Annotated in this window: 15 protein-coding genes; 7 read left to right on the top strand and 8 right to left on the bottom strand. The window is 63.2% G+C overall.

The window, feature by feature from the left end:
* Window positions 1-48: 48 nt before the first annotated feature.
* From hutI to FA04_RS22595, 5 genes are all read left to right on the top strand, one after another.
* A complete protein-coding gene (hutI, locus tag FA04_RS22615) occupies window positions 49-1293 on the top strand; it encodes an imidazolonepropionase (RefSeq protein ID WP_034799575.1) in 1245 nt (414 codons plus the stop codon).
* The gene (gene hutH / locus FA04_RS22610; RefSeq protein WP_034799573.1) at window positions 1290-2825 is read left to right on the top strand and encodes a histidine ammonia-lyase; all 1536 of its coding nucleotides are present in this window, start codon (window positions 1290-1292) and stop codon (window positions 2823-2825) included. Before hutI ends, hutH begins: the two co-directional genes overlap by 4 nt.
* 1 nt (window position 2826) lies before the next feature.
* Window positions 2827-3645 (top strand): N-formylglutamate deformylase, encoded by an 819-nt coding sequence (gene hutG / locus FA04_RS22605; protein ID WP_034799571.1) that lies wholly within the window; start codon window positions 2827-2829, stop codon window positions 3643-3645.
* Between the two features lie 2 nt (window positions 3646-3647).
* Entirely contained in the window at window positions 3648-5321 is a 1674-nt protein-coding gene (gene hutU, locus FA04_RS22600) for a urocanate hydratase (RefSeq protein ID WP_034799763.1), read from the top strand.
* Window positions 5322-5589: 268 nt separating this feature from the next.
* A complete protein-coding gene (locus FA04_RS22595) occupies window positions 5590-6228 on the top strand; it encodes a hypothetical protein (protein ID WP_034799569.1) in 639 nt (212 codons plus the stop codon).
* 1 nt (window position 6229) lies between these two features.
* Here FA04_RS22595 and FA04_RS22590 read toward each other — a convergent pair whose 3' ends face one another.
* The 6 genes from FA04_RS22590 to FA04_RS22565 form a co-directional block, all read right to left on the bottom strand.
* Window positions 6230-7450, bottom strand: a complete 1221-nt coding sequence (locus FA04_RS22590) for an MFS transporter (protein WP_034799567.1) — start codon at window positions 7448-7450, stop codon at window positions 6230-6232.
* Between the two features lie 181 nt (window positions 7451-7631).
* Window positions 7632-9074 carry a M81 family metallopeptidase gene (locus FA04_RS22585; RefSeq protein ID WP_034799565.1) on the bottom strand — a complete coding sequence of 481 codons (1443 nt, stop codon included), beginning with the start codon at window positions 9072-9074 and terminating at the stop codon, window positions 7632-7634.
* Between the two features lie 11 nt (window positions 9075-9085).
* Window positions 9086-11005: a beta-N-acetylhexosaminidase gene (locus tag FA04_RS22580; RefSeq protein WP_034799563.1), complete on the bottom strand. Its 1920-nt coding sequence runs from the start codon at window positions 11003-11005 to the stop codon at window positions 9086-9088.
* A gap of 24 nt (window positions 11006-11029) precedes the next feature.
* On the bottom strand, window positions 11030-11806 hold the full coding sequence (locus FA04_RS22575) for an SDR family oxidoreductase (RefSeq protein ID WP_034799561.1): 777 nt from the start codon (window positions 11804-11806) through the stop codon (window positions 11030-11032).
* Window positions 11807-11827: 21 nt separating this feature from the next.
* Entirely contained in the window at window positions 11828-12691 is an 864-nt protein-coding gene (locus FA04_RS22570; protein WP_034799558.1) for a MurR/RpiR family transcriptional regulator, read from the bottom strand.
* 72 nt (window positions 12692-12763) lie between these two features.
* Entirely contained in the window at window positions 12764-13153 is a 390-nt protein-coding gene (locus FA04_RS22565; RefSeq protein ID WP_034799761.1) for a RidA family protein, read from the bottom strand.
* Between the two features lie 114 nt (window positions 13154-13267).
* On the opposite strand from FA04_RS22565, the gene FA04_RS22560 reads away from it, so the two are divergent.
* Window positions 13268-13765, top strand: coding sequence for a hypothetical protein (locus tag FA04_RS22560; RefSeq protein ID WP_034799555.1), 498 nt, complete (start codon window positions 13268-13270; stop codon window positions 13763-13765).
* A gap of 122 nt (window positions 13766-13887) precedes the next feature.
* Entirely contained in the window at window positions 13888-15363 is a 1476-nt protein-coding gene (locus tag FA04_RS22555) for a M81 family metallopeptidase (protein ID WP_034799551.1), read from the top strand.
* Between the two features lie 35 nt (window positions 15364-15398).
* Here the strand turns inward: FA04_RS22555 and FA04_RS22550 are convergent, their stop codons facing one another.
* Both FA04_RS22550 and FA04_RS22545 read right to left on the bottom strand, forming a co-directional pair.
* Window positions 15399-15755, bottom strand: coding sequence for a DUF1801 domain-containing protein (locus FA04_RS22550; protein WP_034799548.1), 357 nt, complete (start codon window positions 15753-15755; stop codon window positions 15399-15401).
* Window positions 15752-16156: a VOC family protein gene (locus tag FA04_RS22545; RefSeq protein WP_034799545.1), complete on the bottom strand. Its 405-nt coding sequence runs from the start codon at window positions 16154-16156 to the stop codon at window positions 15752-15754. The genes FA04_RS22550 and FA04_RS22545 overlap by 4 nt, the downstream gene beginning before the upstream one ends.
* Window positions 16157-16158 lie beyond the last annotated feature (2 nt).

Raw genomic sequence — 16158 nt, 5'->3', positions numbered from 1 at the left:
TGGAGCGAATTAATATGTATATACATTATATTCAGTGGAGGCGACCTGATGAACGAACTCTCGACCCGCAGGCAGACATCCGGCATCTGGCGCAATGTGCGTCTCGTGACGCTTGGCGAAACCGTTGACGGTCTTGGCCTCGTCGAGAATGCGGCCGTTGCGGTCGTCGATGGGCGTATCGCCTATGCCGGGCCGGAGAGCGGACTGCCCGCCGACCTCGCACGCAGCCTTGAAGCGACGGACTACGAGGGCCGCGTAGTGACGCCCGCTCTCATCGACTGCCACACCCATCTCGTTCATGGCGGCAACCGCGCCCGCGAATTCCAGATGCGCCTCGAAGGCGCCACCTATGAAGAGATTGCGCGTGCCGGTGGCGGCATCGTTTCCTCGGTCAAGGCGACCAATGCGCTGACCGTCGACCAGCTTGTCGAAAGCACCCTGCCGCGGCTCGACACGCTTCTTGCCGAAGGCGTCTCGACCGTCGAAATCAAATCCGGCTACGGACTGAACGTCACGGCCGAGCTCAACATGCTGCGTGCCGCCCGCAAACTCGAAACGCTGCGGCCGGTGCGCGTTATGACGAGCTATCTCGCCGCACACGCAACGCCTGTGGACTACAAGGGCCGCAACGATGACTACGTCACCGATGTCGTGCTGCCCGGCCTCGACGCCGCCCATGCCGAAGGCCTGGTCGATGCGGTCGACGGTTTCTGCGAGGGCATCGCGTTTTCGACTGCCGAGATCGCCCGCGTCTTTGACCGCGCCAAGGCACTCGGCCTGCCGGTCAAGCTGCACGCAGAACAGCTCTCCAACCTTGGCGGCGCAAAGCTCGCGGCCTCCTACGGCGCGCTTTCGGCCGACCACCTCGAATATCTCGACGCCGAAGGGGCTGCGGCCCTGGCCAAATCAGGTACGGTCGCCGTGCTTTTGCCCGGCGCCTTCTATGCGCTGCGCGAAGAGCGCCTGCCGCCGGTCCAGGCTTTGCGTGATGCCGGCGCGCGTATCGCGATCGCCACCGACTGCAATCCCGGCACCTCGCCGCTGACCTCGCTGCTTCTCACCATGAACATGTCGGCGACGTTCTTCCGGCTGACGGTTGCCGAATGCCTTGCCGGTGCGACGCGCGAAGCCGCCCGCGCGCTTGGCCTACTGGCCGAAACCGGCACGATCGAAGTCGGAAAATCCGCCGATCTGGCAATCTGGAACATCGAGGATCCGGCCGAGCTCGTCTACCGCATCGGCTTCAATCCGCTTCATGAACGCATCTTTAGAGGGCAAAGGATCGGTCAATGACCATCACTCTACACCCGGGCTCCGTGCCCCTCCGCGATCTCGAAACCATTTACTGGTCCGGCGAGCCGGCCCGCCTCGATCCGTCCTTTGACGCCGGCATCAACAAGGCTGCCGCCCGCATTGCCGAGATCGTCGCCGGTAACGCGCCGGTCTACGGCATCAACACCGGCTTCGGCAAACTCGCCTCGATCAAGATCGACAGCGCCGACGTTGCAACGCTGCAGCGCAACCTGATCCTGTCACATTGCTGCGGAGTCGGCGAGCCGCTCGCCGAGAACGTCGTTCGCCTCATCCTGTCGCTGAAGCTCGTCTCCCTCGGTCGCGGCGCCTCCGGCGTCCGCCTCGAACTCGTGCGGCTGATCGAAGCCATGCTCGAAAAGGGCGTCATCCCTGTCATTCCCGAAAAGGGCTCGGTCGGCGCCTCCGGCGACCTCGCCCCGCTCGCCCATATGGCCGCAGTCATGATGGGCCACGGCGAAGCTTATTTCGAAGGCCGTCGCATGTCCGGCGGCGAAGCGCTGTCCGCCGCCGGCCTCAAACCGGTGGTGCTGGCCGCCAAGGAAGGCCTTGCGCTGATCAACGGCACCCAGACGTCGACGGCGCTGGCACTCGCCGGTCTCTTCCGCGCCCATCGTGCCGCACAGGCGGCACTCATCACCGGCGCCATGTCGACCGATGCGGCCATGGGCTCGTCAGCGCCCTTCCATCCGGATATCCATACGTTGCGCGGTCATCGCGGCCAGATCGATACGGCCGCGGCTCTCCGCGCGCTGCTTGCCGGCTCGGCAATCCGCGAAAGCCACATCGAAGGCGATGAGCGCGTGCAGGATCCCTATTGCATCCGCTGCCAGCCGCAGGTCGACGGCGCCTGCCTCGATCTGCTGCGCTCGGTCGCCCGCGTGCTTGAAACCGAAGCCAACGCCGTCACCGACAACCCGCTCGTTCTTTCAGACAACTCGGTCGTCTCCGGCGGCAACTTCCACGCCGAGCCGGTTGCCTTTGCCGCCGACCAGATCGCCCTTGCCGTCTGCGAGATCGGCGCGATCTCGCAGCGCCGCATCGCGCTGCTCGTAGACCCGGCTCTCTCCTACGGCCTGCCGGCCTTCCTCGCCAAGAAGCCGGGCCTGAACTCTGGTCTGATGATCGCGGAAGTCACCTCGGCGGCGCTGATGTCGGAGAACAAGCAGCTCTCGCATCCGGCGTCTGTCGACTCGACGCCGACGTCGGCGAACCAGGAAGACCACGTTTCCATGGCCTGCCACGGCGCGCGCCGCCTGCTGCAGATGACCGAGAACCTGTTCTCAATCGTCGGCATCGAAGCACTGACCGCCGTCCAAGGCGTCGAATTCCGCGCGCCGCTCGCCACGAGCCCTGAATTACAGAAGGCCGCTGCCGCCCTTCGCGCCGTCTCGCCGACGATCGAAGAGGACCGCTACATGGCCAACGACCTCAAGGCCGCCGGCGACCTCATCGCCTCGGGCCGTCTGAACGCCGCCGTCTCCGCCGGTATCCTGCCAAGCCTGGAGGCCTGAAATGGCGGTCGTCGAAGTCAGACAAGGCAACTCGCCGGTCATTCTCGGCTTTCCGCATACCGGCACCGACGTGCCGGCTGCGATCTGGGATCGGCTGAACGATAACGGTCGGATCCTCGCCGATACCGACTGGCATATCCATCAACTTTATGATGGCCTGCTGCCGGAGGTGACCGTCGTTCGCGCCACCTTCCACCGCTACGTGATCGACGCCAACCGCGATCCCGAGGGCGTCAGCCTCTATCCCGGCCAGAACACGACCGGATTGATCCCGGAAACGGACTTCGACGGCAAGCCGATCTGGAAGGACGGAGAGGCACCGACTGAAGCGGATATCGCCGAACGGCTCCGGTCATTCCATGCGCCCTATCACGCGGCCCTTGCCGCCGAGATCGAGCGGGTCAAGGCGATCCATGGCGTGGTCGTGCTTTATGACTGCCACTCGATCCGCTCGCGCATTCCGTTCCTGTTCGAAGGCAAGCTGCCGGATCTCAACATCGGCACCGACATGGGCAAGACCTGCGCGCCTGACATCGAGAAGGCGACGGCCGCAATCGCTGCCGCTGCGGAAGGTTACAGCAGCATTCTCAACGGCCGCTTCAAGGGCGGCTGGACCACCCGCCACTATGGCCGCCCGGAAACCGGCGTGCATGCCATCCAGATGGAGCTCGCGCAATCGACCCATCTCGCCGCTGAAGAGCCGCCTTTCGCGCTCGACGCCACACGATCCGCCCTGTTGCGAAAGCCGCTGGGTGCGATCCTGAACCGCATCGAAACCATCGCATTTGACCTCAAGACACTGACAGGGAGCGAGGCATGACCATCAACAATCCGCGCCACAATATTCGCGACGTGCGCGCCCCTCAGGGCACCACGCTCAATGCCAAGAGCTGGCTGACCGAAGCGCCGCTTCGCATGCTGATGAACAATCTGGACCCGAACGTCGCGGAAAACCCGCACGAGCTGGTCGTCTACGGCGGCATCGGTCGTGCCGCCCGCACGTGGGCCGATTTCGACAAGATCGTAGAGACGCTAAAGGACCTCAACGACGACGAAACCTTGATGGTGCAGTCGGGCAAGCCGGTCGGCGTGTTCCGCACCCACAAGGATGCGCCCCGCGTTCTCATCGCCAACTCCAACCTCGTGCCGCACTGGGCGACCTGGGATCACTTCAACGAGCTGGATAAGAAGGGTCTCGCCATGTACGGCCAGATGACGGCCGGCTCGTGGATCTATATCGGCACGCAAGGCATCGTTCAGGGCACTTACGAAACCTTCGTTGAAGCCGGCCGTCAGCACTATGGCGACAACCTTAAGGGCAAGTGGGTGCTGACCGGCGGCCTCGGCGGCATGGGTGGCGCCCAGCCGCTCGCCGCCGTCATGGCAGGCGCTTCGTGCCTGGCCGTCGAATGCAACCCGGACTCGATCGATTTCCGCCTGCGCACCCGCTACCTCGACGAAAAGGCCGAGACGCTGGACGAAGCGATGGAGATGATCGCCCGCTGGACGAAGAACGGCGAAGCCAAGTCCGTCGGCCTGCTCGGCAACACCGCCGAAATCCTGCCGGAGATGGTCCGCCGCGGCATCCGTCCCGACATGGTCACCGACCAGACCTCGGCGCACGACCCGGTCAACGGTTACCTGCCGAAGGGCTGGACCATGGGCCAGTGGAAGGAGAAGCGCGTCAGCGATCCGAAGGCCGTCGAAAAGGCCGCGCGCGCCTCGATGCGCGACCACGTCGAAGCGATGATCGCCTTTCAGGACATGGGCATCCCGACCTTCGACTACGGCAACAACATCCGCCAGATGGCCAAGGAAGAAGGCCTCGAAAACGCCTTTGCCTTCCCGGGCTTCGTTCCGGCCTATATCCGCCCGCTCTTTTGCCGCGGCGTCGGCCCGTTCCGCTGGGCGGCCCTGTCCGGCGATCCCGAAGACATCTATAAGACCGACGCCAAGGTCAAGGAACTGCTTCCCGACAACAAGCACCTGCACAACTGGCTGGACATGGCACGTGAGCGCATCGCCTTCCAGGGCCTGCCGGCGCGCATCTGCTGGGTCGGCCTCGGCGATCGCCACCGCCTCGGCCTCGCCTTCAACGAAATGGTCAAGAACGGCGAACTGAAGGCGCCGGTCGTCATCGGCCGCGACCACCTCGATTCCGGCTCGGTCGCCTCGCCGAACCGCGAGACCGAAGCGATGAAGGACGGCTCGGACGCTGTTTCGGACTGGCCGCTGCTCAACGCCCTGCTCAACACCGCATCGGGCGCCACCTGGGTGTCGCTGCACCACGGCGGCGGCGTCGGCATGGGCTTCTCGCAGCATTCGGGCGTCGTCATCTGCGCCGATGGTACCGACGATGCGGCCAAGCGCCTCGAACGCGTGCTCTGGAACGACCCGGCAACCGGCGTCATGCGCCATGCCGATGCGGGCTACGACATTGCGCTCGATTGCGCCAAGGAAAAGGGCCTGCGCCTGCCGGGCATTCTCGGCAACTGATCCGCTCTCGACCGACATACTCACGGACATACTGATTGGGGCGCCGAAAGGCGCCCCAATCACTTTTTGATGAGACTAGCGTCAGGACTGCGTCTTCCTCGCTCCGGCGCCTTGCAGCTGTTGATAGCAATGCTAGAAAAATCGAGATGCCATCGCATTGCTGGCGACGCGTTGCAGAACATCTCTGTTCGCTCACGCGAGCGCTGGTTTTTTATGAGAAGGCTTCATGCGCTGGGGCGGGTACGGGAGAAGAACCATTAGACATCTTATGTTTGCCACCGGGCTTCTTGCGAGCGTCTTTGTTGCCTCGTCTGCGGTCGCTCAAAACGTGAGTTTCTTCGGCCCTGTTCGCAACGGAGAACGGCACTTTACCGCCTTCCCGGAATTTATTGGCGTCGGAATGAGCCAAGGGGAGACCAAGAAGAGGGACGTGGTCTTCTCGACAATTCAAATGATCGCCATGGCCGCCGGAATTGAGACCAAGGCCCAACCGGGCCTCGGAAGAAACACCATCGGCGTGATCTTCAGAAAGGATGTCGTCAAGAATGGCCGGGTCGACGTCAGCAAAATTGAAGATTTCGGCTTCGACCCCTACTACGAGCGGCTGCTGAACGATACTGCAGCAACTGGCGTACCAAATTGCGCTTCCGCCGTGAACTATTCCGCGGAAGGGCGATTTGACCGCGCTGTCATCGTTGCAAACAGCGATGTCCCCGATCAGGAATTGGCGACCTGCGTGGCGCAGGCCCAGGCGCACGCTTTGGGGATAGCCACGTTTACCTCCAGCAAGGCCGACTTTTCGCGCTTCTTCGCGAGGATCATGATCCTCGCCGATCAAAAGAAGAGATGTCTCCAGGACAACCAGACAAAGTTCACCTGCAGTTTTGTCGATGAGCCCTGGGACTAATTCACGAGCGGCGGAATGTTTTCTTCCCTGTTTTATCGCCGTCGAGCGCGAGCAGCAGCACCAGCCCGGCAAGGCCTGCGGCGCCGCCAAGCAGCGCCGTGCCCGAATAGTCGCTGATCCGCGTGCCGAGCGCAAAAAGCCCGGCGCAAAGGCCGCCGCTCAGGAAGAGGTTCACGGCGAGCAATGAGCTTCCGAGGCCCGGGCGGTCGGCAATCAGGTCCTGGAGGTAGCTGATCGGGATCGTGATCAACGCGGCGGCACCAAAGGCACTGATCAAGGTGAGCGCGTAGATCTGCCAGGTCGCCGTCGAGAAGCCGAGCAGCACCATGTAGCCGATGTAGATCGCGGTTCCGAGCGCCAGCGCCTTGAATGGAACAAGGCTCAGCTGGATGCGCGCCCAGACGAAGATGAACACGACTTCGAGGAAAGCGACGATCCCAACGATGATGCCGATATCGGTGACGCTGCCGCCGATCTCGTCAGTCATGATCAGGGGCAGCACGGCGGCGTTGACGTGCAGCGACGAGGTGATGATCGCAACGGCGATGACGCGCAGGAAAATCCCTGGCGCCAGGATCTCCCGAAAAGACGTCCAGTAAGAAAACCGCTTGCCGAGCGATGCGTCGGCCCCGCTTTCGTTGGGCAGTTTAAAATAGACGATCAGCAGATTGGCGAGGCAGCCGAGACAGGCGAGCAGATAGGCCGGCAGCATGCTGTCGCCGCCGGCGAGTGCAAAGCCGACCAGTCCTGGCACCAGAACCCAGGACACTGATATGGCCGCGCGGGCGCCCGTCGTGAGCGAGGCGGCGTCATGGCCGCTCATCCGCCGGGCGATGCTGCGCACATTGGCAAAGAGCAGCGTGTAGACCGCGCCGTAGATCGGCAACAGCAACAAGACGCTAACGACGAAGCTCATCTGATGCGGGAGCACATAGACGATGCCGTAGCCGACAACGCCGAAAAAGATCGCCGTCGACATCAGCAGCCGGTAGTTGCCGACGCGATCGGCCAGAATGCCGATCGAAACACTGACGATGACGTTCACCGTCGAGGCAAGCAGGATCAGCAGCGAATAGACGGCATCGCTGAGCCCCAGCTCGTTGATGCCGACGACGGACTGGTAGGGCGAGGTGGCCGCACCGGCAAACCCGAACAGGAAGATTGCCAGCATGCTGATCCGCATGGCCGGGTTGCGCATGGCGCTGAGAATGGTGGAGGTCATGCTAGAATGTGTCCGCGAAGCGGGTGGAGGATATCGCACAATCGCTTAAATTGTGATCGATTTAAGGACGGTGTTATGCGGAAGGCTAAGGCGTTTCAGCGCCCATGCGCGTCGAACGACGCGCGGTGCTTTGAGGGAAGCCCCTACCCGAAACTCGGGTAGGAAATGTGCGAAGCATGTCTCAGGCGCCGCTCGACCAACGCGCCGAAAAGCGGGCGACGGGTTCAAAGGAAAAGTCCTGATCGAAGGGGTAGGCCGGCCGCTGACGGCGGAGGCTCGCGAGCCCTTGGATGTCCTGATTGACGACCCCTTCAGTCAGGGCCATCAGGTTGGGGTTGGCGATCGGCGCCAGTTCGGGCGACAGGTAGCCCGATTTGACGACGAGCAGCCGCACCGCCTCAGGGTCGAGGCCCAGCCGCCGGAAGTCCTCGATGTTGTGGTAGGGCCTGCGCCGTGCCGCGATAACGACATCGATCGCGCCGACCCGCACCACCGCCTGCCGCTCTTTCGCAGGCCCGGGATCATCCAGCGTGACGACCTCGGCCAGCATCTCCGCACGGGGGCTTGCCGGATCGAGGCTGCCGCCGATCTTGAGCATCAACGTTTCGCCGACCCCAGCGGCAAAGCAGGCTTCGACCGCCGGCAGGTCCGTGATGCCGGCGATCAACGCGCCCCGCCAGCCGCGGGCGAGCAGCGCCTTCAGCACGTCTGCGCGATCACCAACGCCGCCGCCGGTCGGGTTGTCGCCGGAGTCCGCAAGAATGATCGGCGTCGTCGTCGCCCGCTCGGCGATATCCAGCATTTCGTTGAGCGGTCCGGTGACCGGACCGAAGCGGAAGTTTCGACGTTCCGACCAGTAGCCCGCGGCAATCTCTTCCGCTGCCCGTTTGGCCGCCGCCCTGTCGGTGGCCGTTACGACCGCACAGGCGGTCGCCCGCGGCTCGTCGGCCCAGACGTAGCCCACCATCAGGTTGGCATCGAGAACGCCCGGCCGCTTATCGATCTCGGGCAGTTGCACGTAGAGCGACTTTGCCGGCTCGTCCTCGGTCGAGGTGCATTCGCCGGGAAGCAGGACCGGGACCGGTGCCCAGGCGATGCCCGGGCGCGTCCCGTCTCTCAGCGCAGATACCAGCATCGACCAGGCACGGGTCATGGTCTCCGGCGTATCGATATGCGGCGCGGTGCGGTAGGCGGCAAAAATATCGAGCTGGTCGATGATCTCCTGGCTGACATTGCCATGCAGGTCGTAGCTCGCCGCCACCGGGCAATTGGGACCGACGACAGCGCGGGCGGCGGAGATCCAGTCGCCTTCGGCGTCGTCCATCCCGTCGACCTTGATGGCGCCATGCATGGCGAGATAAAGCCCGTCGATCGGCAGCGCGTCACGCAGCATTTCGAGGAACTCGGCCTTGAAGGCGTCGTAGGTTGGGCGCGACACGGGGCCGCCGGGCACGGCGCGGGCATGCAAAAGCGGCAGATGCTCGACACCCTCGGCCTTCATGAAACTGAAGTACTCGGCGTCCAGCAGCGTTTGGCCGCGCAGAACGCGAAAATCTTCCTCTGTCATCAGAACAGGCGAATAGGTGCTGCATTCGGTATGGATGCCACCAACGGCGATGCGCATGAGCGTTCCTCTCAGAGGTTCGGGCTGAGCGGCGCGATGGCCGCAAAGCGCAGCCAGTCCTTCGCCGACTTCGGTGTCCATGCCGCCTCGGCGATCGCCGGAAGCCGCGGGAAGACGAGCCGGTTGAAGTAGCCGCGCGAAAGATAATGCTCGGACCAGATGCACGCCTGCACGCCTCTGAGGCGGGCCTTCAGCTCGTCCGGGAATTCGCCCTCGGCCTCGTAGCCGTAGGTGTGGGCGGGTGTCGCCGTGCCGGCCCAGCTTGCACCTGGCTCCTGCCAGGCATCGGCCTGCGCCATGTCGAGGTAATAGGCCTGGCCGGGGGTCATCACCACGTCATAGCCTTCGCGGGCGAGCTCGATGCCGACCTCCGGCCGCTCCCAGGCCATCAGCAGCGTATCTTCGGTCGAGACACCGCCGCCATGCGCCACTTCGTTCCAGCCGGCGAGCTTGCGGCCACGCGCCGTCAACATCTGCTTCACCCGCTTCAGGAAATAGGACTGCAGCGCGAAGGTGCCGGAGATGCCCTCCTGCTCCATCAGCTTCTTGGCCAGCGGCGAAGCGAGCCAAGAACCGTTCGCCACTTCGTCGCCGCCGATATGGATGTAGGCGCTCGGGAAAAGCTCGACCATTTCGTCGAGGACCTTCTCCAGAAACTCGTAGGTAAAGGCAACGGCCGGGTTGAGCGCGTTATTGGGATAGCCCTGAACCGAATGGTAGCTCTCCGGGGCCTCCTGACCGTCTGTCAGATCCGGCAGCGCCACCAAGGTCGCCGTGCTATGGCCAGGGATATCGATCTCCGGCACGACATCGACATGCAGCGCCGTCGCCTGCGCGACGATCGCCCTCACGTCCGCTTGGCTGTAGAAGCCGCCGACAGGCTCAGCGCCATTACCAAGCTGCGGCAGAAGCGGCTCATCCGGCCCGCGCAGGACGCCAAGCGTCGTCAGCTGCGGGTAGGCCTTGATCTCCAGGCGCCAGGCCTCGTCGTCGGTCAGGTGCCAGTGGAAAACGTTGAGCTTGAACCAGGCGAGAATGTCAATCAGCCGCGCCACATCCGCCGTCGGGTAGAACTGGCGGGAGACGTCGAGATGGCAACCGCGCCAGCTGTAACGCGGCGCATCCGAAATTTTGCCGCTCGCCGGAAAGCGGAACTTTTCCGGATGGTTGCGTGCCCCATCCAGAAGCTGGGCCAGACTGGTCAAACCATATTGCCGGCCGGCGCTGCCGCCAAAGCTAAGCCGGATTTCGGTCTCAGAGAGGTCGAGCCGATAGGCCTCAGCCTTAAGACCAGCGTCGGCGGTAAAGACAATCGCCCGCCCCTGCTTCGAGGCTGCCAGGCTGAAGGGGGCGTGGCCCGCAGGGAACAGCCGATGGTACATCGCCAGAACCGTATCGATGGCAGCGACATCCTCGCCCGTCGAGCCGACCGCCGGATAGAGCACCACTGGAAAACCGTCTCCAGGACGAAGCTCAAGCTTCGCTGGCCAGGGCTGCAACGCATAGGGCTGATCGAGCTTGCCGTCCGGTAGCCGCACCGGCGGCGGTTCACTGACGGCATTTTCAAGCAACAGATCGGAGACAGCGACCGGCACGTGACCACCATCGGCAAGCGTCAGATAGGCGGACTTGGCACCGTCGGTGCAGTGGCGCGCGTTGCGGTGCAGGCCGCTGACGGTGAAGGTCCAGCTCCCGCCGTTTTCGATCGTCAGCCCCGCAGGCGGCGCGAATTCGTGAAAATTGGCGTTACGGCGCAGGAACACGGCATTGTCGCAGGCCTTGGGATCGATCACCCGGGTGAGCGAGGTGTAGACGATCCTGAAGCCGGAAAGTGGCGCGCCGGAGAAATTGAACAGCGTGAAGGTAAACCGCCCGAACGGCCCGCCATCCGGCTGCCAGGACGCCTCGAGACGGTAGGAAACCGGGTGCATGCTCTTCCTCCAGAATGCTCTATGTCAGTAGTGGTTTGATTGCGAGAACGTGCGGGCCAACTCAGCCTGTCCGGCGGTCAGGCCGCAATCGACAGGCAGGCAGACGCCCGAAATGGCGGCCGCGAGCGGGCCTGCGAGAAAATGCACGGCATTGGCGACGTCATCCGGATTGACGATGCGCTGCAGCGGATACCAGCGGCGCGCCTCTTCGAAGACATCCGGGTTCGATGCCGCCCTCGCCTCCCAGGCCTGGGTGCGAACCGTGCCGGGTGCCACCGCATTCGAGCGGATGCCGAACTTGCCGTATTCGACCGCAATCAGCCGGGTCAGGTGCAGGAGCCCGGCCTTGGCGGCGCTATAGGCCGGATGGCCGAAGACGTTCATGCCGTTGACCGAGGCGATGTTGACGACCGAGCCGTGGGTCTCTTTCAGCATGTCCTCGACGGCGCGAAAAGTGAGGAAGGCCGCCTCGAGGTTCAGCGCATTGTCCATGCGCCAGATCTCCGGCGTCGTGTCGTGCAGGCTGACGGCACGGGCAGCACCAGCATTGTTGACGAGGGTGCGGACAGCGCCCTTCTCTGCGGCCTTCGCTGCCATCGCCGCCACGCTTTCGGCATTGGTGACGTCACAGGCGACTGCGACGAAGCGCTTGCCGTCGCCAAGCGCCCGCGCTGCCTTTTCGGCGGCCTCCGCATCGATGTCGACGAGCAGAACCACGTCATGGTCGTCGGCAAGCTTGCGGGCGATAGCACGGCCGATATCGCCGGCGGCGCCGGTGACGATCGCGAGAGATTGCGTCATGCGTTGACCTTTCGCGGCACGTCAGTCTCCGAGCAACTGGCGGTCGTCACCGTCGCGGTGGGTCACCAGCTGCTGTTTGATGCGCCGAAGTGTGGCTGTCGCCTGCGGCTGAACCCGATAAGCGACGAGACTGGAGAGGATGTCGAGCAGCGCCAGATAGGCGATGCGGGTGGAGGTGGGGCGGTAGATATTGTTGCCCTCCGGCAGATCGACCGGAACGGTGATGCTGGCAGCGGTGGCCACCGGGCTGCCGCTCTGCGTCAGCGCGATGGTCGGCACTTTCAGTTCGCGCGCAAGCGTGAAGGCGCGCACGAGTTCGGCGTTGCGGCCGGAAAAGGAGGAGCCGATCAGCACGTCCGTCGGCCGGGCCGCCGCCGTCATCATCAACTGCATGCTGTGATCCGAGCTCGATGTGATGCGCAGGCCGAAACGAAAGAGCCGGTTTTGAAGCTCGCCGGCGATCATCGACGAATTGCCGCCGGAACCAAAGGCGTAGATCATTTCCGCTGAGGCAATCCGCTCGACCGCCTGCTCGATCGCGGCGAGATCGAGCGAGCGATGCAGAAGAAACAGCGCGTTCTGCGACTTGGTGATGATGTCCTGGGCGACATCGCCGGTCTCCCGGCTCTTCGGCTCGGGCTTCAGGTAGCGCATGCCGATATAGGCGGTCCGCGCGAGCTGCACCTTGAAGTCGGAGAAGCTGTCACAACCCAACCGCCGACAGAAGCGGGTGACGGTCGGCGGCGAAACGTCCGCCTTGCTCGCGAGCTCGATGATGGAGGCGTTTACCGCGAACTCGAAATCGTTCAGGAGAATATCGGCGATGCGGTTTTCCGACTGGGAGAGCCGCCCCTTTTCTTCCTGCAATGTCGCGAAGATGTCCATCGCCCGCTTATGCCTTGCTTCGGATCACGAGTGAGAGCGGGATGCGGGCAGAAAACCGCTCCCGCTCCAGGATCAGCCTTCTTTCGGCTTATAGGCGACGCAGTCGATCTCGACCTTGCAATCGACCATCATCGACGACTGGACGCAGGCCCGCGCCGGCGGATGAGCACCGAAATACTCCTGGTAGATCTTGTTGAATGTCCAGAAATCCCTGGGATCGTCGAGCCAGACGCCGCAACGAACCACATGCTCCGGACCGTAGCCGGCTTCCGTCAGGATGGCCATCACATTGGCGATCGTCTTGTGGGTCTGGGGGATGATCCCGCCCTCGATGATCTCGCCGTTTTCCATGGCAACCTGACCAGAGACATAGAGCCAGCCGTCCGCCTCGACAGCGCGCGCGAAGGGCAAAGGTTTGCCGCCAGCGCCGACCTGTTCCGCACCATAGCGCTTGATCGTCATCATGAGCCTTCTTGCAAATTATTTTCTTTGATCGTTGACAAGTGACCATAGAAAGCCGAATTTGGCTAGCGAAAAACGCCATTCATGAAAAGAATTTCAATCCAGGGCGCGAATATGCGGGATCCTTTTCTCAATCCATTCCCCTCTTCCGATGCTGCACGCCACTCGATCTGGGAGATGCTGGTCTCCCGCGACATCACTGCCTTTCTGGCAGCCGACTGGTCGATGGTTGCAGACGATTTCGTCGGGGAGAGCTTCATCGGCATCGACGGCCGCCGCGAAACCAATCCGGACAATTGGCGGCTGACCTTCCCGTCGCTGGCCGCCTATCGCGAAGAGTGGCTGCGCCAGGCGCAGGATTTCGCGACACAGAGCTTCGCCGAAGACCCGCGCACGGCGATCTTCACCACGACGACGCTCGAGGACATCGAGATCAACGGTGACCAGGCGTTGGCGCGCAAGAAGTTCGATGGCAGCCTGAAGAAGACGGACGGCAGCGTCGACATCCTGAAATGGCAGACGGTCTATTACTGCCGTCTGCACGAAGGACGCTGGAAGATTGCCGGCTTTACCGGCTACCTGCCGAACCCGATGGGCGCGGCTTCCGCGTAGTTTCCTGGATCGCCATGCATCCGGGAAAAATCATGCGCCAGACTTAGAGCCCGCAGCGACCTTAGCACATCCGGCCGGATGAGCGGCGCTGCAGGCGTGACGCAATAGAAAAGGCAACGGCATTGCGGATCTTCACAGCGGCGCTTGCGACCGAGACCAATACCTTCTCCCCGATCTGCATCGACCGCCGGGCCTTCGAAGCCTCGCTCTACGCCCCGCCGGGAGAACACCCGGAAACACCGACGCTTTGCACGGCGCCGATCACCGTCGGCCGGCGCGTCTGCGTTGAGAAGGGCTGGGAACTGATCGAGGGAACCGCGACCTGGGCGGACCCGGCTGGCCTCGTCAACCGCGAGACCTATGAGGGCCTGCGCGACGAGATCCTCGGCCAGTTGCGCGCCGCCATGCCCGTCGATGCCGTGGTGCTCGGCCTGCACGGCGCCATGGTCGCCGACGGCTACGAAGACCCCGAAGGCGACCTGCTGACGCGCGTCCGTGCGATCGTCGGTCCCGATATCCTCGTCTGCGCCGAGCTTGATCCCCACAGCCACCTGACGGCCAACCGCGCCGCCGCATCGAACTTCTTCGTCTACTTCAAGGAATTCCCGCACACCGACTTCGTCGACCGCGCGGAGGACCTCTGGAAGATCGCTGTCGACACGCTCGAAGGCCGCATCACGCCCGTCATGTCGATCTTCGACTGTCGGATGATCGACGTCTACCCGACATCTCGCGATCCGATGCGCTCCTTCGTCGACAAGCTGATGCGGATCGAGAAGGAAGACGCAGACGTGCTTTCGCTCTCCGTGATCCACGGCTTCATGGCCGGCGACGTCCCGGAAATGGGAACGAAGCTGCTCGCCGTCACCGACGGCAAGCCGGAGAAAGGCGCGAGCCTCGCACGGGAATTGGGTCTGGAACTCTTCTCCCACCGCGGCACCTTCATCATGCCGCAGATCGACGAGAGGCAGGCGGTCGATGAGGCACTCGCAGCAACCAAAGGTCCCGTCGTCATCGCCGATGTCTGGGACAACCCGGGCGGTGGTACGGCCGGCGACGCGACAGTTCTGCTCGAAGAACTGCTGGCTCGCGGCGCAACCGACGTTGCGGTCGGCACGATCTGGGACCCGATGGCGGTGCAGATCTGCATGGCGGCCGGCGAAGGCGCCGACATCCCCTTGCGCTTCGGCGCCAAGTCGGCGCCGGGAACCGGCAATCCGGTCGATGGCACGGTCAAGGTGGTCAAGCTGGTGCGCGACGCCGAGATGCGCTTCGGCGAGAGCTTCGCCCCCTTCGGCGATGCGGCCCACATTCGCTTCAAAGGCATCGACATCATCCTCAACTCGACCCGCGCGCAGAGCTTCGATCCAAGCCTGTTTTCGGTGATGGGCATCGACCCGACAAGCAAGAAGATCCTGGTCATCAAGTCGACCAACCACTTCTACGCCTCGTTCTCCAAGATCGCGTCCGAAATCCTCTATTGTTCGGCCGGCACGCCTTACCCGAACAATCCCGCCAAGACCGACTACAAGCGCGCGCCGAAGAACATCTGGCCGAAGGTCGACAACCCGCACGGAACCGAGAAGGGCGCGGCCTGAGGTTTGCGGCACCGTCGCCGGGCGCAACCGACCCTTCAGCGATCGGCAGCCTCGCGAGCCATCTTGATGTATAGCGCGACTTGTTTCTCATCTATATCCGCCGGGCCCAGGAGCTTGATGTGGCGGCGAAGCTTGCCTGAACCCTCCAGGACGGCATGTGGATCGGGCAAAGCGGCGCCCCGGCTAAACTCCAGCGTCACGTGTTGGGCGTAGGAAAAGACGCCGCAGAAGCTGTCCTTGGACGAAAACAGGATGCCGCCATACTTTACCTCTTCGGTGACTGCAGGACCCGAGGCAAGCGCGATTTCCCGTAGTCGGGTGACGATCACGAACTGATCGCCGCGATGAAGCTCGATCTCCCGCAGAAGGGTCTGGATCCGGTCATCCATCATGCCGCACCCGAAGCGATGACAAACGGCTTGAACTCGGGCGCGGGTTCGCGATTCGAGTAGATATAGAGCAGGACACCGTTCGGATCCTTTACGGCGAAGCCACGATCTCCCCATGGGTGATCCTCGATCGGCAACGCCGGGGCAAGGCCTGCTGCCCTGATCCGGTTATACTCGCCGTCGACGTCTGCGACGCAGAAATTGTAGGTGAGGCCTTCGGTGTTGCACACAGGCTGCCCCTGTTGCGGTTCCATGAACTGGAGGGACAGGCCTTGGCCGAGTTCCAGGCTGATGTACCAGCTGCAGTCAAACGTCAGCCGTGCGGCGAAATATGTCTGATAGAAGTCTCGCGACGCGGCGATCTGGGTGGTCGTGATGCAGGGCGAGGCAGTGGTCGGGCGCACAG

It is taken from the genome of Ensifer adhaerens (assembly GCF_000697965.2).
Taxonomy (GTDB): Bacteria; Pseudomonadota; Alphaproteobacteria; order Rhizobiales; family Rhizobiaceae; genus Ensifer; species Ensifer adhaerens.
Note: the sequence above shows the minus strand (reverse complement) of the source record. Positions and strands in the feature narration are given on the sequence as shown.

Excerpts from the sequence above, each read along its gene's own strand:
- FA04_RS22595 (WP_034799569.1), top strand. The coding sequence starts at position 5,590 with ATGTTTGCCACCGGGCTTCTTGCGAGCGTCTTTGTTGCCTCGTCTGCG.
- FA04_RS22585 (WP_034799565.1), bottom strand. The coding sequence starts at position 9,074 with ATGCGCATCGCCGTTGGTGGCATCCATACCGAATGCAGCACCTATTCG.
- FA04_RS22560 (WP_034799555.1), top strand. The coding sequence starts at position 13,268 with ATGCGGGATCCTTTTCTCAATCCATTCCCCTCTTCCGATGCTGCACGC.
- FA04_RS22580 (WP_034799563.1), bottom strand. The coding sequence starts at position 11,005 with ATGCACCCGGTTTCCTACCGTCTCGAGGCGTCCTGGCAGCCGGATGGC.
- FA04_RS22575 (WP_034799561.1), bottom strand. The coding sequence starts at position 11,806 with ATGACGCAATCTCTCGCGATCGTCACCGGCGCCGCCGGCGATATCGGC.
- FA04_RS22570 (WP_034799558.1), bottom strand. The coding sequence starts at position 12,691 with ATGGACATCTTCGCGACATTGCAGGAAGAAAAGGGGCGGCTCTCCCAG.
- hutH (WP_034799573.1), top strand. The coding sequence starts at position 1,290 with ATGACCATCACTCTACACCCGGGCTCCGTGCCCCTCCGCGATCTCGAA.
- FA04_RS22550 (WP_034799548.1), bottom strand. The coding sequence starts at position 15,755 with ATGATGGATGACCGGATCCAGACCCTTCTGCGGGAGATCGAGCTTCAT.
- FA04_RS22565 (WP_034799761.1), bottom strand. The coding sequence starts at position 13,153 with ATGACGATCAAGCGCTATGGTGCGGAACAGGTCGGCGCTGGCGGCAAA.
- hutG (WP_034799571.1), top strand. The coding sequence starts at position 2,827 with ATGGCGGTCGTCGAAGTCAGACAAGGCAACTCGCCGGTCATTCTCGGC.
- FA04_RS22590 (WP_034799567.1), bottom strand. The coding sequence starts at position 7,450 with ATGACCTCCACCATTCTCAGCGCCATGCGCAACCCGGCCATGCGGATC.
- hutI (WP_034799575.1), top strand. The coding sequence starts at position 49 with ATGAACGAACTCTCGACCCGCAGGCAGACATCCGGCATCTGGCGCAAT.